The 20098-nt window shown below is 39.4% G+C and carries 21 protein-coding genes; 2 read left to right on the top strand and 19 right to left on the bottom strand.

The genetic code is table 11. The features are described from left to right. Positions 1-2 precede the first annotated feature (2 nt). The 4 genes from AX662_RS10665 to ndk all read right to left on the bottom strand — a co-directional run bounded on the left by AX662_RS10665 (position 3) and on the right by ndk (position 1952). Positions 3-167 (bottom strand): hypothetical protein, encoded by a 165-nt coding sequence (locus tag AX662_RS10665; protein ID WP_171963656.1) that lies wholly within the window; start codon positions 165-167, stop codon positions 3-5. Positions 168-266: 99 nt separating this feature from the next. Continuing rightward, positions 267-1031 (bottom strand): (S)-acetoin forming diacetyl reductase, encoded by a 765-nt coding sequence (locus AX662_RS01270; RefSeq protein WP_060971386.1) that lies wholly within the window; start codon positions 1029-1031, stop codon positions 267-269. Between the two features lie 212 nt (positions 1032-1243). After that, on the bottom strand, positions 1244-1537 hold the full coding sequence (locus AX662_RS01265) for a rhodanese-like domain-containing protein (RefSeq protein ID WP_037599968.1): 294 nt from the start codon (positions 1535-1537) through the stop codon (positions 1244-1246). Position 1538: 1 nt separating this feature from the next. Next, complete coding sequence (gene ndk / locus AX662_RS01260; RefSeq protein WP_171963624.1) at positions 1539-1952, bottom strand: nucleoside-diphosphate kinase; 414 nt, start codon at positions 1950-1952, stop codon at positions 1539-1541. Between the two features lie 165 nt (positions 1953-2117). Here ndk and AX662_RS01255 point away from each other — a divergent pair, with 165 nt between their 5' ends. Further along, positions 2118-3263 carry a cobalamin-independent methionine synthase II family protein gene (locus tag AX662_RS01255; protein ID WP_060971384.1) on the top strand — a complete coding sequence of 382 codons (1146 nt, stop codon included), beginning with the start codon at positions 2118-2120 and terminating at the stop codon, positions 3261-3263. Positions 3264-3322: 59 nt separating this feature from the next. Here the strand turns inward: AX662_RS01255 and trmFO are convergent, their stop codons facing one another. The 15 genes from trmFO to AX662_RS01180 form a co-directional block, all read right to left on the bottom strand. Beyond that, positions 3323-4666, bottom strand: coding sequence for a methylenetetrahydrofolate--tRNA-(uracil(54)-C(5))-methyltransferase (FADH(2)-oxidizing) TrmFO (gene trmFO, locus AX662_RS01250; protein WP_021144085.1), 1344 nt, complete (start codon positions 4664-4666; stop codon positions 3323-3325). 117 nt (positions 4667-4783) lie between these two features. Continuing rightward, positions 4784-6160, bottom strand: coding sequence for a sensor histidine kinase (locus AX662_RS01245; protein ID WP_231728403.1), 1377 nt, complete (start codon positions 6158-6160; stop codon positions 4784-4786). Continuing rightward, on the bottom strand, positions 6151-6810 hold the full coding sequence (locus AX662_RS01240; protein WP_060971383.1) for a response regulator transcription factor: 660 nt from the start codon (positions 6808-6810) through the stop codon (positions 6151-6153). The genes AX662_RS01245 and AX662_RS01240 overlap by 10 nt, the downstream gene beginning before the upstream one ends. Before the next feature lie 35 nt (positions 6811-6845). Beyond that, a complete protein-coding gene (locus AX662_RS01235; RefSeq protein WP_060971382.1) occupies positions 6846-7670 on the bottom strand; it encodes a TraX family protein in 825 nt (274 codons plus the stop codon). Positions 7671-7784: 114 nt separating this feature from the next. Continuing rightward, positions 7785-9929 (bottom strand): type I DNA topoisomerase, encoded by a 2145-nt coding sequence (gene topA / locus AX662_RS01230; protein WP_060971381.1) that lies wholly within the window; start codon positions 9927-9929, stop codon positions 7785-7787. Positions 9930-10096: 167 nt separating this feature from the next. Further along, on the bottom strand, positions 10097-10936 hold the full coding sequence (gene dprA, locus AX662_RS01225) for a DNA-processing protein DprA (protein WP_060971380.1): 840 nt from the start codon (positions 10934-10936) through the stop codon (positions 10097-10099). A 68-nt stretch (positions 10937-11004) separates the two neighbouring features. After that, positions 11005-11925 (bottom strand): ROK family protein, encoded by a 921-nt coding sequence (locus tag AX662_RS01220; protein WP_060971379.1) that lies wholly within the window; start codon positions 11923-11925, stop codon positions 11005-11007. Between the two features lie 10 nt (positions 11926-11935). Continuing rightward, positions 11936-12703, bottom strand: coding sequence for a ribonuclease HII (locus AX662_RS01215; RefSeq protein ID WP_060971378.1), 768 nt, complete (start codon positions 12701-12703; stop codon positions 11936-11938). Further along, positions 12690-13544: a ribosome biogenesis GTPase YlqF gene (ylqF, locus tag AX662_RS01210; RefSeq protein ID WP_060971377.1), complete on the bottom strand. Its 855-nt coding sequence runs from the start codon at positions 13542-13544 to the stop codon at positions 12690-12692. Before ylqF ends, AX662_RS01215 begins: the two co-directional genes overlap by 14 nt. 127 nt (positions 13545-13671) lie before the next feature. Beyond that, positions 13672-14361, bottom strand: a complete 690-nt coding sequence (locus AX662_RS01205; protein WP_060971376.1) for an XRE family transcriptional regulator — start codon at positions 14359-14361, stop codon at positions 13672-13674. Positions 14362-14455: 94 nt separating this feature from the next. After that, complete coding sequence (locus tag AX662_RS01200; protein WP_037599990.1) at positions 14456-14971, bottom strand: transcription repressor NadR; 516 nt, start codon at positions 14969-14971, stop codon at positions 14456-14458. A 22-nt stretch (positions 14972-14993) separates the two neighbouring features. Next, a complete protein-coding gene (locus AX662_RS01195; RefSeq protein ID WP_060971375.1) occupies positions 14994-15521 on the bottom strand; it encodes an ECF transporter S component in 528 nt (175 codons plus the stop codon). 111 nt (positions 15522-15632) lie between these two features. Next, positions 15633-17195, bottom strand: coding sequence for a signal recognition particle protein (ffh, locus tag AX662_RS01190; protein ID WP_060971374.1), 1563 nt, complete (start codon positions 17193-17195; stop codon positions 15633-15635). A 32-nt stretch (positions 17196-17227) separates the two neighbouring features. Beyond that, positions 17228-17560 carry a putative DNA-binding protein gene (locus AX662_RS01185; protein WP_002883908.1) on the bottom strand — a complete coding sequence of 111 codons (333 nt, stop codon included), beginning with the start codon at positions 17558-17560 and terminating at the stop codon, positions 17228-17230. Between the two features lie 65 nt (positions 17561-17625). Further along, a complete protein-coding gene (locus tag AX662_RS01180) occupies positions 17626-18324 on the bottom strand; it encodes a GntR family transcriptional regulator (RefSeq protein WP_060971373.1) in 699 nt (232 codons plus the stop codon). A 168-nt stretch (positions 18325-18492) separates the two neighbouring features. Here AX662_RS01180 and guaA point away from each other — a divergent pair, with 168 nt between their 5' ends. Then, positions 18493-20055: a glutamine-hydrolyzing GMP synthase gene (guaA, locus tag AX662_RS01175; RefSeq protein WP_060971372.1), complete on the top strand. Its 1563-nt coding sequence runs from the start codon at positions 18493-18495 to the stop codon at positions 20053-20055. Positions 20056-20098: the final 43 nt, after the last annotated feature.

Here is a 20098-nt window from a genome sequence, read left to right as displayed (position 1 = left end):
TCTTACTTCTTAAAATTATCGTTGTAGTGCTTATTAATAATTGCCGAGCGCTTGTTTTCTGTAGAACTACTTGAAAATGGAGCTAAACCGAAGGCTAGTACAACAATTCCCAATAGAATGAGACTAAAAAATGGGTGCTCTATAATATAGTGTAAAATGTCTGACATAGAAAGGCTCCTTTTAAATCATAATTATTTACGATTATATTATCAGAAATATTATGTTTTATCAAGCAAAAAAAGAGAGCCTTTCGCTCTCCTTTTATTTTAATGGAATTGCATCCCACCATCCACGATGATGGTTTGACCTGTGATGTAGTTTGAGTCAGGTCCAGCTAAGAAGCTAACTGCTGCTGCCACATCTTCAGGTTCTGACAAACGTTTGAGAGTAATATCTTTAGCAAAAGTTTGCATACCCCATTCATCATCTTTACCAGCGTTCTTACCAACTTCATGAGCAATGTCAAACATCATTGGAGTTTTAACGATACCTGGTGCATAAGCATTGACAGTGATACCTGAATCAGCCAAGTCACGCGCCAAAGTTTGAGTGATACCACGCACTGCGAATTTAGTACCACCATATACAGTCAAGTTAGGGTTACCTACGACACCTGCTTGTGAAGTCGCATTGATGATTTTACCACCATGACCAAGTGCTTTAAATTGTGCTTGTGCAGCTTGAGCACCCCAGATAACACCACCGACATTGATGTTAAATGTACGTTGGAACTGTTCTTCAGTAATAGTATCAAGTGGTGTTGTTGGTGCTACACCGGCATTATTAACAACAACATTCAAGTCACCAAAGTGATCAACAACTTTTTGGAAAGCAGCTGCTACTTCAGCTTGTTTAGATACATCAGCTACAACCGCAAATGCTTTGTCTGTTGACAATTCAGCAACAGCTTTTTCTGCAGTTTCAGCGTTGTAGTCCAATACTCCGACTTTAAAACCATCTTCAACCAAACGTTTTGCAATCGCAAAACCAATACCTTGACCTGCACCTGTAACAATAGCAACTTTTGACATACGAAATCCTCCTCTACCAATTAGAGTCACTGGCTTAATACCGAGCCTTATCTCAATTGGAATACGCTAAGTTAGTCAAGTTCTGGCAAAGTCATTTTCATAGGCTTTGTCTTAACTCAATTAAAATTCTACCCCTTTATGAAAACGTTGTCAAGTAATTATCAAACTTTTCTGAAAACAAATAAGACCAGCTTTGGGTGACCTTATTCCTATTATTCCTCAAATTCAAAACCTAGTGCTTCCATATCGTCCAAGCCACCCAAGTTAGTCACCTTAGTATAGCCTCGCTCTTTAAGAACTGATGCAGCAAATTCTGCACGAGGTCCCATTTTACAATAGAGGTAAATTGAAGCGTCTTTTTCAGCTGGAATCTCAGCAGAAAAAAATTGTGTATGAGGAATCAAGAGGGCATTCTTAACATGACCTTCTGAATACTCTTCTGGACTTCTGACATCAATTAACAGTCCACCCTTAGCTAAATCAGATTGAATCTGTACTAAATCCATCTTACTCACCAAACCAAATCTGAATTTCTCGAGCCGCAGATTCTTCTGAGTCAGAACCATGAACGATATTCGGAACCATATCCCCATCTGGTGCAGTTGCAAAGTCTCCACGAATCGTTCCTGGAGTAGCATCCCCAGGATTAGTTGCTCCCATCATATCACGCCATGACTTGATAACACCAGGGCCAGACATAATACCAATAACTGCTGGGCCACTCATCATGAATTCAGAAATACTAGGGAAAAAGGGTTTATCAACCAATTGGGCATAATGTTCTTTAAGACGTTCTTCGTCAAGCATCAGCATTTCCATTCGTTCAATAATGAAACCACGACGTTCGATACGATCAAGCACTTGACCAATTAGATGGCGTTTAACAGCATCTGGTTTAATAATAAAGAATGTTTTTTGCATGTTCTCAACCTTCATCGTTTTTTTCCATTTTACCATAGGAAGCATCATATTGCAGGGTAAAATCTTATATAGTCTTAAACTATGCCCTCAGAAAGAAATTAACTATTTTTTATTAATGCAAATAAAAAGTATCATGGAATAAAATGATATTTTGAGGTTAATTTTATGACAAAATCTAAATTCCAATTAGTCGGTTCTCTTCTTCGTCCAGCGGATCTCCGCAAACATAAGGACGAAATCGAGCATCGTGACGACATCCAGTATCCTTTCTATGATGCCCTTCCTGGTTATCAAGAAACTGAAACAGCAGATATTAAGCAAATTGTGGCTGACCAAAAAGCTAACGGCATTGACATCCTTACTGATGGTGAGTTTGGACGTTCTATGTGGCATTTAGACTTTGTCTGGGGATTTAAAGGAATTGAACGCTACATTGCTGAGCATGGCTACACTTTTAAAGACCATGATGGTGGTCAATATGAAACACGTAAAGATATCGGTATTCGCATCACTGAGCCGCTCTCAGGTAAAAACCACCATTACCTAGATATCTATAAATTGGTTAAGGCTGAGGCTGGTGATGAAGATACCAAACAAACTATCTGGGGTCCTGCTCATGCCTACACTGAACTTGCTATCTTTGACCGTTTGGCTGGTCCTGGACAAGTCTATGAAACAAATGAAGACCTCAAAAAAGGTTTGATTAATGCCTATAAAGAATTCTTAGAAGAATACAAGGCTATCGGTGGAAAAATTGTTCAATTTGATGACTGTCTCTGGGAACTTTTTGACCCATCAAACCCTGCAAGTTTCTTTGCGGAAGGTAATTCTGATTTAGCAGAATTGGCTGATGAGTTTGTAGCTATCAATAACGAGGTTGTAGACTATGCTCACGAAATTGGTTTAACGGTTTGGACGCACAACTGTCGTGGTAACTATGAAAGCCGTTCTGCTGCCGAAGGAACTTACGAAGCCATCGCTAAGAAGTTCTTGGCAGAGCAACACTATGACCGTTTCTTCCTTGAGTGGGATAGCGACACCGCTGGTGATATCAAAGCTCTCGAAGCCCTCAAAGACAGCAAAGCTGAAGTTGTACTAGGACTTTTGTCTTCTAAAACTACTGAGCTTGATGACGAAGAACGTGTCCTCGATTTGCTTGAAAAAGCGAGTCAAATCCTTCCAAAAGAACGTCTTTTCCTCTCTCACCAATGTGGTTTCGCCTCATGTGACTCAGGGAATGAGTTGGCAACACCTCAACAATGGGCTAAAATCAAACAAGGTCAAGAAATCGCTAAGAAATTCTTTGGTTAATTGAATACTTTTAAATCTGAAAATCCCTTGCCGTATTCGGCAAGGGATTTTAATGTTGTCTAAGCTTGAATAAAAGGTTGTAAATCCTTAAGAGCTCTCTCTGCGATCTTTTCATAACGCTCTTTCTTGTCACGAATACGTGGCCCTTCCAACTCTTTGATAATACCAAAGTTAACATTCATTGGTTGGAAATGTTTACTTTCAGCATGTGTCACATAATATGGCAGACTACCGATAGCTGTTGTGTGAGGGAAGATAACCTCATCTTCACCCTTAAAGAGACGGGCAGCATTGATGCCGGCAACCAAACCTGAGGCAGCTGATTCAACATAACCTTCTACACCAGTCATTTGTCCCGCAAAGAACAAGTTAGGGTTTGATTTTGACTGGAAAGTCTGTTTGAGCAAGTTTGGCGAATCCATGTAAGAGTTGCGGTGCATAACCCCATAACGCACAAATTCAGCGTTTTCAAGACCTGGAATCATTTGGAAGACACGCTTTTGCTCTCCCCATTTGAGGTGGGTTTGGAAACCAACGATATTATAGAGGCTACCAGCCGCATTGTCCTGACGAAGCTGTACAACCGCATAAGGAGTCTTAAAGTCGCCGTCACGTGGCCCTTTGTAATCTTCAGGATACTCCAAACCAACTGGTTTCATAGGACCATAGAGCATTGTCTTGATACCACGTTTAGCCATAACCTCGATAGGCATACAGCCCTCGAAATACTTTTCTTTTTCAAAAGAATTCAAAGGAGCTTCTTCAGCTGTTGTCAAGGCCTCGTGGAAGGCCATGAACTCTTCCTTGGTCATTGGACAGTTTAGGTAAGCTGCTTCACCCTTGTCATAGCGTGACTTAAGGTAGACTTTGTTCATGTCGATAGTCGCTTTATCAACAATCGGTGCAGCGGCATCATAGAAATAGAAACCATCTCCACCGTTAAGCTTGTGAATTTTTTCAGCTAAAGCATCAGAAGTCAAAGGACCTGAAGCAATAACTGTAATGGCATCATCAGGAATTTCTGTGATTTCTTCACGGATAACTTCAATTAATGGATTGTTCTCAATTTCAGCTGTCACTGCTTCTGCATAACCTTCACGGTCAACCGCCATGGCACCACCAGCTGGCACACGGTGAGCTTCTCCATTACGCATAATGATAGAGTCCAAGCGACGCATTTCTTCTTTAAGAAGCCCTACAGCATTTGTCAAGCTATCGCCACGGAAAGAGTTAGAGCAAACCAATTCTGCAAAGTTTGTTGTCTTATGCTGAGGTGTTGCTTTGACCCCACGCATTTCATATAGTTTTACCGGAATACCACGTTTAGCAATCTGATAAGCTGCTTCAGAGCCGGCCAAACCAGCTCCAATCACGTTAATATAATCTGCTTTTGATTGAGACATGACACTAATACCTCTTCGAGAACAAGATGAAATCCTGCCCCCACAAATCTTTCTTCATTTTTACTCTTAGTAGTATAGCAAAAAACTCCTCATCTGGCGACTAGGAGTAATCTGTATTTAAAGGGGTAAAATGATAGTCACTTTAGCACCACCCGTGCTATCGTCATTCGAAAGAGCAAGACTACCATGGTGTAAGCGAATAATATCATTGGCAATAGTCAGACCAAGGCCACTATGATTGCGGCTCTGTCTGCTTTTATCCTCTTGATAAAAGAGCTGAGTAGCTTTTTCAAGAGATTCAAGGGAAAATCCAGAACCAGAATCAAGGCAGATAAACTTGAATTCATCTTCTTCTACCCTAGCGGTCAGGAGCAACTGACTGCCACTGGGTGTATGCTCTACAGCATTTGAAACAATATTCATAAAAGCTCGATTCAACAAGGACCTGTCCCAATGGCCTATGATTGCTTTATCAATTTCCTTCTTGTCAAATACTACATTGATTTGTTTGGTTTGAGCTAATGACAAGGTTTGAGCGTAAATGTCTTCAACAAATTCCCTAACCGAAATGTCTTCAAGCGTCAAGGTTTTCGTCAAACTCGTTTTGTTGAGTTCGGACAACTCTTTAACATAAGCATCAACCTGTGTAATCCCCTTTTGAAAATGCTCTAACAAGTCCATCTGTTCTACATCTAAGGGCGTCATGGCTAAGAGGTCTGCATTCCCACGAGCAACTGTCAGTGGAGTCTTTAAGTCATGTGTCAGGGCAGAAATCTGATTTTGCTTATCTTGCTCTGCCTTCCAATTTTCCATCAAAGATTCACGGAGCGCAACCCTCATGTCATCCAAGCCACTTAAAACCTGATTGAATTCCTTAATTGTAGACTGGGAGGTTTGAAAATCCAAGTCTTGTTGGGAAATTTTTTCAGTAACTTTTAATATAGGTTTAAGCTGCTGGCTTAATTTATTTGCATAGTAAAAAGTTAAAATAATAAATATGAGGAGAATGAATACAATCATTGAGCCAATCATCATAAGATCAGCATTAGGAAAATGCTGATTCATCCACGCATTATGATACCTAGGTGATAATTGATAGTTGACAATGACTATGCCATCTGACCGTTCAAAAGACTGAAAATAGCCGTATATCCCACCGTGAGCATTCTTGAATTGGTAATTTAGTAAGGATTCTTCTTGCAAGTTAACAGGCATGTTAGTCTTTTTAAGCTTAAAATCCCTAGTTAAAAAGACATAACTCGTACCATCAGGTAAAATCTCGGGATTAAAGACCTTAGAAGTTTCAATATCACTTCTCACAGCAGACAAATCACTCTCAACTTGATTTGCTGGAATCACAACTCCAAAACGATAAGACAAGCTGAACAAATACAAAATAAGAAGACTGCTGATTGCCGAGAGGACCGTCAGGCTAACGACATAAGATAACAAGATTGTTCTTAGAGAGTGTTCTCGTTTTTTAATTAGTGCCACTTGTAACCAATCCCCCAGACTGTTTCAATAGGATTTTGCCCAACATCTTTGAGCTTTGCACGGATATTTTTGGTATGTTCAGCCACTGCTGTTGGACTTCCTTTATCCTCATAGCCGTACAAATGCGTGTAGATTTGTTCTTTTGAAAAGACTTGTCCCTTATTTTCAGCCAAAAATTGACAAATACCGTACTCAGACTTAGTCAAATCTAACAACTGATTCTCAACATAAAGCTCCTGAGCTGACAAATCAAACTGAAAATCTCCAAGTGAAAGCTTATGATGGCGCTCACGATGTTCCCGTCTCAAGTGAGCAGCCACACGCGCTTGAAGTTCTTTAACTCCAAATGGCTTGCAAATATAATCATCTGCACCATAAGTCAAGCCTTGGACAATATCAGCCTCTTGCGTTTTGGCTGTAATAAAGAGGATGGGGCAATCCACCTGATCCCGAATCTCATGACAAAACTGGAGACCGTCAACATCAGGCATCATGATATCCAGCAATATCAAGTCAAACCGTGGCAACGAGTTCTTATCCAAATCTAAAACACTTGTAAACCCCGTCACCTTATGATTTTTAAGCTCTAAAGCTTTTACAACCAATTTCACAATATCTTCTTGATCATCAATAACAAGTATTTGAGCCATAAGCTTTCCTTTCGTACAAAATTACCTTTATCATATCATCTATAGAAGATAACTGACAAGGCGTAGAGTAGATAAATATGTGTTGGGTAAAAAATGTAGAACAAATATTTTGACCCTTTACCTCTCTTACCGTTATAGCAAAGCATTAAAGGAGCTGCAAAAATTTCCATCCATTCAATGTATTTAAACATTAAGTCGTGAATAGAAAGTCTACCTAATACAATCGCCATTAGTACCCAAACAAGACTAACACTCACAAAAGCAAGCACTTCTTTCTTAAGATTCTTATGACAAAGATACATAGCGATACCAGTCAAAAGCAACCATGTTCCTCCATCACTAATAATTGTATGAACTGGTAATACTGTAAAATTTAGTAAATTTAGTAGAAAACCTAACATAGGTTTGTTTGCGCTTAGCAGATAAAAAGGTGCCATTAACCATGGAAGCAATAAGGGGAAAAGTAAGGTTGGGATTCCTTTTAGATATTTCTTTTCTTGAATCCAAGCGATACCTTGAAGAGCAACGAGCAAGATAGCAAATGATGATAGCATCATATTTTGTGGAAAGAAACCATCTGGCCTCACAAGAGGATGTAAAAAATTATAAAACCCAAACTGAATCAATCCCATCAAAATCGCTAAAGCATAAATCTTTAGGAAGTATTTCTTTCGATTGTGTGTATGGACGAAACCTTCAATCACAGCAAATAGAAATAAGGGGGCCGCTAATCTCCCAATCATAGTAAACCAAATAGGTATTTTCCCTGTATAGTCAAAAAAGTAATGAATATGGTCAAATACCATAGTAATGAGGGCTATATATTTGAGTTGGAAACCTGATAGACTTAAACGTTTCATAATAACTCTCCTTTCTTTCATTCTCAGTATAAAAAACAAATTTAAGGAAAGTATCAGTTTTTTGGATAAAATACAAAAAACTATCCCAAGTCTTAACTTGAGATAGCTATGTCTTTATTTAACAACAGATTCTTTGTAGTCACACTCTTCGTTACTACAGATGACTTGTTTGCCACCACCACGTACTTTCTTCTCGACGAGGTAATCGCCTGATTTAGGACAGTTACGTCCAACAGGGATATCCCACGACGTAAATTCACAGTCAGGATAGCGATCACAACCGTAGAAGACACGATTACGTTTTGTCTTACGTTCGATGACCTGACCTTGACCACAGGTTGGACAAGTAACGCCAATTTCTTTAGTAATGGCCTTGGTGTTATGACAGTCTGGGAAATTACTACATGCGTAGAATTTACCGTAACGACCAAGTTTGATGACCATTGGGTGACCACAGATGTCGCAATCAAAACCAGCAGGCTCATCTTTGATTTGGATTTTTTCAATTCCTTCTTCAGCTTTATCCAATTCTTTTTGGAAAGGTTTGAAGAATTCATCGATTACCTTCTGCCATTGTTCCTTACCAATTTCAACCTTATCAAGTTTACCCTCCATTTCAGCGGTGAATTTAACATCCACGATATCTGGGAAGAATTCTACGATTAAGCTATTGACGATTTCTCCAAGCTCCGTTGGTTCAAAACGTTTAGCCACCAATTTGACATAGTAGCGACGCTGGATAACATCAAGCGTTGGCGCATATGTTGACGGACGACCAACACCATTTTCTTCCAGCGTCTTAATCAGTGTCGCTTCAGAATAGCGTGCAGGTGGTTGCGTAAAGTGTTGTTCAGGCGTTGTCACAACCTTCTTAACCGTATCACCTTCAGCCATATCAGGAAGCATTTTATTTTTATCAGAGTCGTTGTAAACGGCCATATAACCGTCAAACTTGATTTGGCTACCATTTGCTGTGAAAATGACTCCGTTTTGAGACAAGGTCACCTTCATCGTATCAAATACAGCAGCTGTCATTTGACTGGCCACAAAACGATTCCAAATAAGGGTATAGAGCTTCAGCTGATCCTTATCCAAATACTTGGCAATGCTTTCTGGTGTTTGGAAAACATTTGACGGACGAATAGCCTCGTGGGCATCTTGCGCCGCTGAGCTATTTTTCACCTTACTACCATGCTTAGAATACTTAGAACCAAAGCGTTCTGTAATAAACTCAGCAGCCTGGTTTTGTGCCACCGGACTGATACGTGTAGAGTCCGTACGCATATAGGTAATCAAACCTTGAGCTCCTGAACCCAGATTAATCCCTTCGTACAACTGTTGGGCAACCATCATGGTCTTACGTGTACGGAAGTTAATCTTATTGGCAGCATCCTGTTGGAGAGAGGAGGTAGTGTATGGCAATGGTGCATTACGACGGCGTTCTTTTTTCTCTACCTTATCTACGTTGAAGTCGTCACTTGTAATACGAGAAAGAACAGCTTGAACATCGTCATTATTGTTGAGCTTAAGCTTTTTACCATCCAAGCCATAGAAGCTAGCCTGAAACTTCTTAGCCCCCTTCTTAAAGGCACCATCAATAGTCCAGTATTCTTCTGGTTTAAAGGCCTTAATTTCATTCTCACGGTCAATAATAAGCTTAAGAGCTACCGATTGCACCCGACCTGCAGAAAGACCTTTCTTAACCTTCTTCCAAAGAAGAGGTGAAATAGAGTAACCCACAATACGGTCCAAGACACGACGAGCTTGCTGCGCATCTACCAAGTCCATGTCAATGGCGCGTGGCTCCACAAAGGCATTTTTCACTGCATCTTTAGTAATTTCGTTAAAGACGACACGATTTTTCTCCTCTGGCTCTAATCCAAGAATATGTGACAAATGCCATGAAATGGCTTCCCCTTCACGGTCCGGGTCACTTGCGAGAAAGACTTGCTTGGCTTTTTTAGCCTCTTTCTTCAATTCATTGATAAGAGGTCCTTTACCACGAATATTAATGTACTGAGGTTCGTAGTTATTTTCAAAATCAATAGACATACTTGATTTTTTCAAATCACGGATATGTCCAACAGAGGCTACAACTTTATAATTGCGCCCAAGGTACTTTTCAATGGTTTTTGCTTTGGCAGGAGACTCCACGATAACCAAATTTTTCTTTGGTGTCGCCCTCTTTTTAGTCGTCTTTTTAGCCGTTGTTTTCTTTGTTGTTTTAGTTTTTGTTTTTGTTGTCGTTGCTGTCGCCATAGACTATTTCCTTATAATGTTGTAAACTGGCTGCGCCACTAATCTGTCTAAAATCTAGTCACAAGACATTAAAAAATGTAACATCTTGGACCGAGCAACTAACATGATACCGTCCTTTTCTTTAACTGTCAATAAAAAACTTTTTCCCTATAGGAGAAGTTTGATTTTCAAGAAAACTCTGAAAGGATGTCAAACCCTGTCGTAATGCACTTTGCACCCTCTTGAATCAAGTGATGACATCCATCCGATTTTCCGTCTAAAATATTTCCAGGTATGGCGAAAACATCTCTTCCTTCTTCCATGGCACGCTCACAAGTAATCAGACTCCCCGAACGAAGCTTAGCTTCAACCACCATAACTCCTTGACACAATCCAGAAATAATCCGATTGCGTTCAGGAAAGTGATACTTGAGAGGTTGTTCACCTGGTCCATATTCTGAAAGAACTAAATGATTTTTGGACATATAGTCCTGCAAAGCTTTATTTTCTTTTGGATAATAAACATCAAGTCCTGTCCCGATAACTGCAATGGTCTTACCTTTATTTTTCAAGGCCTCCATATGAGCACAAGTATCAATCCCACGAGCCAAACCACTCACAATAGTAAAGTGATTCCCAAGTTCACTAACAATTTTTCGAACAGACTGTTTGCCTATTTCGGAGCAGTTTCTTGCCCCAACAACAGCTAGCTTTGGTTTACTTAGCAAATCAATATTCCCTTGATAAAAGAGGAGGACAGGTGGATTATAGCTATGCTTCAGCTCAATGGGATACTCCTTATCAAAAATTGATAAGGTCGGAAAACGTTGAAAATCTTCCTTAAGCTGCTTAATATCTAAATTCTTGTATTTTTCCATAAAGAGAACTGCATTTTTAGACTTAGATACCACTGCCATATCACGTAAGCTCAGTTTTTTATCTTGATTTTTTTGATAGTCTAAAATATTAAGAATATTTAAATTTGTCAATCCAGCTGCTTTTAGTTTAAAAAGTTCAAAGTTATTCATGTAACTACCTCCATTTCATTATTCGCAAGAGAAATAGAAAAAAAGCCCCTTCATGGAACTTTTGTTAATTATAAGGCATTTTCAGAAGTAAAATATGATGCCGCTCCTAAGAGGTTACTGTCGTTATGGAAATGACAAGCTTGAATTGTTATCGGCTCAAAACCTAATTCTGGCTTTTCATTAAATAACTCTTCATAAGCATTAACAATACCTTCTATCAAAGAATTTTGACTGCTGATGCCTCCACCGATAACAACTCTATCCAACTTAAAGAAACTCTGCAAATTAAGAATCAGAACAGCAATTTCATGACAATAGTCCTTAAATAGACAGTTTAGTTGTTCAGAGTGATTTTCATCTAAAGCGGAGAAAACAGCTAAACCATCATCCTGTTCAAAACCGAGTATTTGACTAGCTTCATGAACGAAACCTACCGCAGAACCTTTATTATCAACAAGACTAAATAGAGCATGCTTGAATAGCCCCAACTGAAAAGGGAGAACGGTTTGACCCATGCTTTGGGGACTTGGCGCACGCAAATATTGGGTAACCGACAGAGGACTTAACAAGGCCCCCTGTGAGACAAGTCCTAAGCCAACACCAGTACCCAAAACCAAGGCAGCACCACAATCTATATCCTGTAAGCTACCGTATCTTGCTTCAGCCAAAGCTGCCGCATCAGCATCATTGATAACTTTTACAGGCAGTTGAAATGTTTTGGACAAGCGTGTCCCAAGTGGAATAGCGGTTAAATAAGGGATAAGGCCACCCTTGAAAACAAAGCCATGTTTACTATTAATTTCGCCCGGGCATGCAATGGCAATACCAGAAATACCATTCTTAAATGATGAAATAATACTCTCTAAAGTTATCCAGAAATTATCTAGGGACGATGGTGTCGGCTCTTTAGATTGATTGCTAATGCTAAAATCATCATCAACTAATCCAAATTTGATAAAGGTTCCTCCGATATCAATAGCTAAAATCACTCCACTTCACCTACTTTTTTATTATTGACTTTATTGGTTCGAAGCTTCTTCTATGAATTGGCGTGACACCAAACTTATCTATGCCAGACAAATGCTCTTTGGTGCCATAGCCAGCATTTTTGGCAAAGGCGTATCCAGGAAACTCCTGCTCATAATCAGCCATCATCTTATCCCGAGTTACCTTTGCTACGATAGAAGCTGCTGCAATAGATAAAGAATTAGCATCCCCTTTTATGATTGATGTTTGTCCTATAGGTAGGTCCAAAGTCATGGCATCAATTAGCAAATGTTCAGGTTGGGGTTCGAGTTTTTCAATAGCTTCTACCATGGCCAATTTGGTAGCTTCATAAATATTGACGTCATCAATCACATGATTATCCTTAATACCAATACCGACAGCTACTGCTTCCTTCATTACCTGCTTATAGATAGCTTCATGTTTAGATTTTGGAATCTTTTTACTGTCATTGAGACCCTTTATTTTGCAAAACTTTGGTAAGATAACAGCTGCAGCTACAACTGGGCCAGCTAAAGGACCACGTCCAACTTCATCAACACCTGCAATAAGTTCAACTCCCTGAGTATAAAGCGATTTTTCGTAACTGAGCATCATTTCTAAGCGTTCTTCCTCAGCAATCTCAGCTAGGATAGCTTTGCGTCGTTGCTTTATGGCAGTCTGTACACCAGATCGACTATCTTCCTCAAAACTTGCCCATCGGTAGTCATCAAGATCTGTCAATGCTGCCAATTGCTCCTTGACTTCTTTAATTGTCGCCATCAGTATCGACCCCAACAATATCAAGTGTGTAACGGCCTAGTTTTCCATCACGAACTTCTTTGACAAATAGATTATAAAAACGGTCATAATCTTCACGGAAGCCAAGTTTTCGAGTCATTTCCATAATGATTTCTGGTGCCTCTTCTTCAAGATCAATCCCTTTGAAACGTTCCTCTAAACGTTCAGGGTAGTAAGTTTTAAAATAGTTGAGTCCAAATATCGTCACTTCATCCATTGGCAATAGTTGGTCCTTGATGGCACCAGTCAAAGCGAGTTTCAATCCAACCAATTCATCTTCAAACTTAGGCCACAAAATACCTGGAGTATCAAGAATTTCCAAGTCTTTATTAGACTTCAACCACTGTTGACCTTTTGTAACGCCGGGTTTATTTCCTACAACAGCAATCTTTTTACCAGCTAAGCGGTTCATCAAGGTAGATTTCCCTGCATTTGGAATCCCAATAATCATGGTTCGTAAGGTCTCTTTCTGAATACCGCGTTCACGTAGCCGTTGAATCTTGTCAGCCATAAGACTCTTAGCAGCATCTGTTACCAATTTAACTGTAGATTGTTCCTTGGAATTGATGGCCAAGGTTTTAATCCCTTGACTCTCAAAATAGGTACGCCATTCTTTCGTACGATTACTGTCAGCAAGATCAGCTTTATTGAGAATTAAAAGCTTTGGTTTATCGCCAACAATTTTGGTCAACATAGGGTTCTGACTTGATAGTGGCAAACGTGCATCCACCAAAATCGTTACAAAATCAACATGCTTAAGATTTTCCTGAACCTGTCGACGGGCCTTAGACATGTGACCTGGAAACCATTGAATAGTAGCCATGTATGTTTCTCCTTTTGTATACTTAGCAAAATATCATTTAAAATCTTTAAAAAAAGCCAAATCATTGGCTTTGCTTTACTTATATTATAACAGATTTAGTTTGAGATGCCCAATTGATAAAAGTTTCCTAAGCCTCAACAGGCATAAAGTTACCTACAATTTTACCGATAATTCGAGGGTCTTCATCGTAAGGAGCAAACTTGTCTCCATAGCGTTTATTAAGAGAAACTAAACGAAGACCGTCTTCCTCACGATAAACCTTTTTGATATAGGTTTGACCATCCCAGTCTACAGCATAGACAGCTCCATCATAATCAAAACCTGTTTGTTTGATTAGCACGACTTCGCCATTTAGGTAGGTAGGTTCCATTGAGTCTCCAAATACCCATGACGCAAAATCATGATCTAATTCTTCATCATAGAAAACTTCATCATAATTGCCATCACCAAAATAAGTATAACCTGTTCCGGCTGATAAACGCTCGAAAACTTTGTAAGAGTAAAGTGGAATAACAGGTGCTTTCTTCTTTTCTGCTTCTTGCTCATCCAGAAGAGCTTTAGTGAGTCGCAAAGCTTCTTGACGATTTTCCTCATTTAATTCCAAGTACACTTCTACAATCTCATGCTCAGATAGAAAATATGTCTCAGCTACACCAAAAAGTTCAGCCAATACCGATAGATTCTTTTGATTTGGTTTCGTCTTACCATTTTCCCAGTTAAAATAAGAGGAGCGAGAAATTCCTAGATGCTTAGCCACTGCTGCCTGACTCATTCCTTGTGCTTCTCGAATTTCCTTAAGTCGTTGTCCTGAAAACATAGCCACCTCCGTAAGTTAATAAACTAACATAAGTTTATCAAAAAAAGCAGTTAACTTCAAGTAAAACTAACTACTTTTACAATTCTCTTTTGTATTATTCTTTAACTAAAAATCCTAGATGGTTTAGTGCCTCTTCTATATAAGCCATATCCTGTTCACTATCTGCTTCGACAAGATGGTAATGAACGCCATTTGTTAAATCAGATAAGGGGCGAAAGTCATTTGACGATGATTGATCTAAAAAATGACTAACATCTCGACGACAAGTCAATTTCAACAAAGTCTGAATTTCTCCGTAAACTGGATGATCTATCATGATATTTTGAATACGTCCTCCATTATCAACAATAGCCAAAAGCTCATCTTTCATATCTGACACAGTATGATTCACCTTAAACAGCCTACGTATATAACAATTGTCATCGCTACTTTTATAGATATAGCCCCTATTAGTTGAAATAATCTGGGCACCATCTGCACGTAAGAGGGCAATATCTTGAACAATGATTTGACGTGTCACACCAAAATGCTCCGCCAAACTTTGTCCATTCATTGCTTCTTTAGCTCCCTTTAAGAGTGCCAATAATTCTTCTTTTCGATTTGAAGCCATAGACAAACCCTCCCTCTTTCAACTAGCGTATTTTTCGAATACTTTTGAAAATCGTTAATGCTATTACATAGTCTATCATACTATGGATAATAGTGCCAAAACCAACTAAAACAAACAGAACATAAAATAGTTTTTGGAAATCCTCACCAGTTACAGAATAAAAAATCACGCAAGCAAGAACTTCACCGATGGCATGAATAACCCCTAAAACAAAGTTGAAAAGTAATGATGATTTATGGTTTTCTATCGTCTGTGGAAATTTTTTCAAATAGAGTGCGCCTAAAAAACCAAATATAATATGAGAAAAGGCTCTAAAAACAACCACAATCGGATAGCCGGCCATAAAGAATCCTAAACTAGAAGCTAAGATAACAAAAGCTGCTACCCAGGGCGATATAAACATAGCTAGAAATATTGGAACATGACTCCCCAAAGTATACGAAGCCGGTGGGATGATTAGTTTAATTGGCATAATACTTGGGATAAGGATAGCAATTGCAGTTAATAAAGCTGCAAAGGTCATTTCTTGAATTCTCTTTTTAGGTTTCATTATTTACTCCTTTTACTGTATATACATTAGTATATTACAGTGTATAGTTATATAAGTCAATAATTTTCAGAAAAAAACACTAGAGCAAAGTGCCCTAGCGTTCTAAGTTTCTTATTTACGTTTTTTCTTAGCTTTCTTCATCTTGTTGGCTTGACGCTTCATCGCATGTTTCATGGCAAAGGAACCAACCTTACCTTTAAGACCACCACCAAGCATTTGACTAAGGTCCATATTACCAAGGTCTGGCATACCTGCGCCACCCATCATGCCTTCAAGAGCAGACATGTCCATATTACCCATATCAGGCATATTTGGCATGTTTTTTGGAAGATTATTTGGGTTAAGACCCATTTGACGCATCATTTGCTCCATATCACCAGACATAACACCTTGCATCATTTGTTTGGCTTGGTTGAAGTCTTTAATAAACTTGTTTACTTCAATAAAGGTATTCCCTGAACCATTTGCAATACGGCGACGACGACTTGGTGTCAAAAGATCTGGATTTTCACGCTCTTCTGGTGTCATTGATGATACAATGGCACGCTTGCGTGCAATCTGTTTCTCGTCTACTTTAACATTAGCCAAGGCTGGATTGTTAGCCATACCTGGCAACATCTTAAGCAAATCCTCCATAGGACCCATATTTTGCACTTGGTCTAATTGGTCGATGAAGTCATTGAAGTCAAAGGTATTTTCACGCATCTTTTCAGCCAACTCAAGAGATTTTTTCTCGTCGTACTCTTGAGAAGCTTTTTCAATAAGGGTAAGAAGGTCACCCATACCTAAGATACGGCTTGACATACGGTCTGGGTGGAAAGTCTCAATATCTGTGATTTTCTCACCAGTACCTGTGAATTTAATTGGCTTACCAGTAATCTCACGAATAGAAAGAGCCGCACCACCACGTGTGTCACCGTCAATTTTAGTAAGAACGACACCTGTGATATCTAGTTGTTCATTGAACTCCTTGGCAACGTTAGCAGCTTCCTGACCAATCATGCTATCTACAACCAAGAGAATTTCGTTTGGATGAGCAAAATCTTTAATATCATGCAATTCTTGCATGAGAGTCTCGTCAATCTGCAAACGACCAGCCGTATCAATCAAGACATAGTCATTCTTATTGGCACGCGCTTGTTCCAAACCATTTCTGACAATCTCAACCGCCGGTGTATCTGTACCCATATCAAAAACAGGAACATTGATTTGTTGTCCCAAAGTCTTCAACTGGTCAATGGCTGCTGGACGATAGATATCCGCAGCAATCATCATTGGACGGGCTTCTTGTTCTTTAATCAGCTTATTAGCCAATTTACCAGCAAAGGTTGTTTTACCAGCCCCTTGAAGACCAACCATCATAATGATTGTTGGAATCTTTGGAGATTTCTCAATTTCAGATGTTTCAGACCCAAGAATATCTGTCAATTCTTCATTAACGATCTTGATGATTTGTTGCGAAGCATCAAGAGTATCAATGATTTCGTGACCTACAGCACGTTCACGAACACGTTTAATGAATGTCTTAACAACTGGTAGGGCTACGTCTGCTTCAAGAAGTGCCAGACGAATCTCTTTAGTGACTTCTTGAACTTCTTTCTCTGAAAGTTTTCCTTTACGTCTTAAATTTTTGAAAACGCCTTGCAAGCGTTCCGTTAAGCTTTCAAAAGCCATATATCATTTCCTCTCTTAATTTCTGCTTGAATCTAATCTCTATTATCAATGCTGCTAAGCACAGCAATTTGTTCCTGAAGATAGCTATCGTCTGGGTATTTTTCCATAATATCATCAAAAATTTGACTACGAACGATGTAATCTGAATACATATGTAGTTTCATCTCGTAAGCTTCTAAAATCTTCTCAGTACGCTTGATGTTATCATATACAGCCTGACGACTCACACCAAATTCCTCGGCAATTTCTGCCAAACTATAATCATCCGCATAATATAGCTCAATATAGTTCATCTGCTTATCTGTTAACAAGGCTGCATAGAACTCAAAAAGGGCATTCATGCGATTGGTTTTTTCAATTTCCATAAGCTCCATTTTACCATAAAATCATGGTGTTAGCACCATTCTTGTGCAGAAAAAAGCCGTGACTGTTAATTGTTCTCCAAATAAAATTCAAAACGGTCGCCAACATAGTAACTTCGTACATATTCGAAAGCCTGCCCGTCTTGGAGGAAGGAAATCTGTGTCAAACTCAAGAGAGCATCACCGATCTTAACCTTTAGGTGCTTGGCTAGACTACTATTGGCCAAACTGGCTGATATGGTCTGCTGACTTTTCCCTATTTCATAGCCATTATCAGTTAAGGTTTTGAAGAAGTGTTCGGTAATGTCTGATTCCTTAAAACCTCGGATAATTTTCTCAGGGATACTAGCAATCTCATAGGCAACTGGAATGTCATCGGCAAAGCGAACACGTTCCATACGAATGACATAGGACTGCGGTAAAACACCTAAATTCTTGATTTCAAATTCATTGGGATGTACACGTTGATAAGAAATAAGCTCACTAGATGGTTTCTTGCCTTGGGATTTGACAATCTCAGTAAAACTCGTAGTTCCACGCATCTTTTCCTTAACTCGACTGCTAGCCACAAAAGTACCACTGCCTGGTTTGCGTTCTAAAATCCCCTCATCCACTAAAAGTGTTATGGCCTGACGAACAGTCATACGACTCACATCAAAAGTCTCGCAAAGATCTCGCTCGCTAGGGAGACGTTGCCCGATTTTCCAAGTACCATCATCAACATCTTCCTTAATCTTATCATGTATGCGAATATACGCTGGTAACATCTAATACCCCCTTCTGTACCCCTATTTTACAAAAAAAGGGACAGAATTGTAAAGAAGAGTAAGAGACTTACAGTTTCTCGTATAAATCTAGGTGCTAAGTCCATAAATTTGTGATACAATGATTGCATAAGAAAGAGTCCATGTGTGACGTAAAAAGAAAGGGTAATAATGACTGACATTTCTACTTTGAATGATGTGCAGAAAATCATTGTTCTAGACTATGGTAGCCAATACAATCAGCTGATTGCACGTCGTATTCGTGAATTTGGTGTTTTCTCTGAATTGAAGAGCCATAAAATTACCGCTGATGAAGTCCGTGCCATCAATCCTATCGGTATCGTACTTTCTGGTGGTCCTAACTCTGTTTATGCCGAAGATGCATTTGGTATTGACGAAGAGATTTTGGAACTTGGTATTCCTATTCTTGGTATCTGTTACGGAATGCAACTTTTGACCCACAAACTCGGTGGTAAAGTTGTTCCTGCTGGTGAAGCAGGTAACCGTGAGTATGGCCAATCAACACTTCGCCTTCGTACCCAATCAGAACTCTTTGCAGGAACTCCTGAAGAACAAGTTGTTCTTATGAGCCACGGTGATGCAGTTACAGAAATTCCAGAAGGTTTCCATCTTGTTGGTGACTCAGTAGATTGCCCATTCGCCGCGATGGAAAATACTGAGAAAAACTTCTATGGTATTCAATTCCACCCAGAAGTTCGTCACTCTGTATATGGTAATGATATCTTGAAAAACTTTGCTTTTGGTATCTGTGGTGCCAAAGGTGACTGGTCAATGGCTAACTTCGTAGATATGCAAATTGCACAAATCCGTGAAACAGTTGGTGACCGTAAAGTCCTTCTTGGACTCTCAGGTGGGGTTGACTCATCTGTTGTTGGTGTCCTTTTGCAAAAAGCTATCGGAGATCAATTGACATGTATCTTCGTTGACCACGGTCTTCTCCGCAAAGGTGAAGGTGACCAAGTTATGGAGATGCTTGGAGGTAAATTTGGCCTTAACATTATCCGTGTTGATGCTTCTAAACGCTTCCTTGACCTCTTGGCTGGTGTTGATGATCCTGAGAAAAAACGTAAAATCATTGGTAACGAATTTGTTTACGTCTTTGATGACGAAGCAAGCAAACTTAAAGGTGTAGACTTCCTAGCTCAAGGGACACTTTACACTGATATTATTGAATCAGGTACTGAGACAGCTCAAACAATCAAATCTCACCACAACGTTGGTGGTCTTCCAGAAGACATGCAATTTGAATTGATTGAACCACTTAATACCCTCTTTAAAGATGAAGTTCGTGCCCTTGGTACTGAAATGGGAATGCCTGATGAAGTCGTTTGGCGTCAACCTTTCCCAGGACCAGGACTTGCCATCCGTGTTATGGGTGAAATCACTGAAGAGAAACTTGAAACCGTTCGTGAGTCTGATGCTATCCTTCGTGAAGAAATTGCCAAAGCTGGTCTTGATCGTGATGTATGGCAATACTTCACTGTTAACACAGGCGTTCGTTCTGTCGGTGTTATGGGTGATGGCCGTACTTACGACTACACTATCGCTATCCGTGCTATCACTTCAATCGACGGTATGACAGCTGACTTTGCGAAACTTCCATGGGAAGTTCTTCAAAAGATTTCTGTTCGAATCGTTAACGAAGTTGACCACGTTAACCGTATCGTCTACGATATTACAAGTAAACCACCTGCAACTGTAGAGTGGGAATAAAATATAAACCTAATTTAAAGTGACTTGATTGATTTAACAGCAT

Source organism: Streptococcus sp. CCH5-D3, from assembly GCF_001556435.1.
Taxonomy (GTDB): domain Bacteria; phylum Bacillota; class Bacilli; order Lactobacillales; family Streptococcaceae; genus Streptococcus.
This window is presented reverse-complemented; position numbering and strand designations above follow the sequence as displayed.

Excerpts from the sequence above, each read along its gene's own strand:
- AX662_RS10665 (WP_171963656.1), bottom strand. The coding sequence starts at position 167 with ATGTCAGACATTTTACACTATATTATAGAGCACCCATTTTTTAGTCTC.
- AX662_RS01270 (WP_060971386.1), bottom strand. The coding sequence starts at position 1,031 with ATGTCAAAAGTTGCTATTGTTACAGGTGCAGGTCAAGGTATTGGTTTT.
- AX662_RS01265 (WP_037599968.1), bottom strand. The coding sequence starts at position 1,537 with ATGGATTTAGTACAGATTCAATCTGATTTAGCTAAGGGTGGACTGTTA.
- ndk (WP_171963624.1), bottom strand. The coding sequence starts at position 1,952 with ATGCAAAAAACATTCTTTATTATTAAACCAGATGCTGTTAAACGCCAT.
- AX662_RS01255 (WP_060971384.1), top strand. The coding sequence starts at position 2,118 with ATGACAAAATCTAAATTCCAATTAGTCGGTTCTCTTCTTCGTCCAGCG.
- trmFO (WP_021144085.1), bottom strand. The coding sequence starts at position 4,666 with ATGTCTCAATCAAAAGCAGATTATATTAACGTGATTGGAGCTGGTTTG.
- AX662_RS01240 (WP_060971383.1), bottom strand. The coding sequence starts at position 6,810 with ATGGCTCAAATACTTGTTATTGATGATCAAGAAGATATTGTGAAATTG.
- AX662_RS01235 (WP_060971382.1), bottom strand. The coding sequence starts at position 7,670 with ATGAAACGTTTAAGTCTATCAGGTTTCCAACTCAAATATATAGCCCTC.
- topA (WP_060971381.1), bottom strand. The coding sequence starts at position 9,929 with ATGGCGACAGCAACGACAACAAAAACAAAAACTAAAACAACAAAGAAA.
- dprA (WP_060971380.1), bottom strand. The coding sequence starts at position 10,936 with ATGAATAACTTTGAACTTTTTAAACTAAAAGCAGCTGGATTGACAAAT.
- AX662_RS01215 (WP_060971378.1), bottom strand. The coding sequence starts at position 12,703 with ATGGCGACAATTAAAGAAGTCAAGGAGCAATTGGCAGCATTGACAGAT.
- ylqF (WP_060971377.1), bottom strand. The coding sequence starts at position 13,544 with ATGGCTACTATTCAATGGTTTCCAGGTCACATGTCTAAGGCCCGTCGA.
- AX662_RS01205 (WP_060971376.1), bottom strand. The coding sequence starts at position 14,361 with ATGTTTTCAGGACAACGACTTAAGGAAATTCGAGAAGCACAAGGAATG.
- AX662_RS01200 (WP_037599990.1), bottom strand. The coding sequence starts at position 14,971 with ATGGCTTCAAATCGAAAAGAAGAATTATTGGCACTCTTAAAGGGAGCT.
- AX662_RS01195 (WP_060971375.1), bottom strand. The coding sequence starts at position 15,521 with ATGAAACCTAAAAAGAGAATTCAAGAAATGACCTTTGCAGCTTTATTA.
- ffh (WP_060971374.1), bottom strand. The coding sequence starts at position 17,195 with ATGGCTTTTGAAAGCTTAACGGAACGCTTGCAAGGCGTTTTCAAAAAT.
- AX662_RS01185 (WP_002883908.1), bottom strand. The coding sequence starts at position 17,560 with ATGGAAATTGAAAAAACCAATCGCATGAATGCCCTTTTTGAGTTCTAT.
- AX662_RS01180 (WP_060971373.1), bottom strand. The coding sequence starts at position 18,324 with ATGTTACCAGCGTATATTCGCATACATGATAAGATTAAGGAAGATGTT.
- guaA (WP_060971372.1), top strand. The coding sequence starts at position 18,493 with ATGACTGACATTTCTACTTTGAATGATGTGCAGAAAATCATTGTTCTA.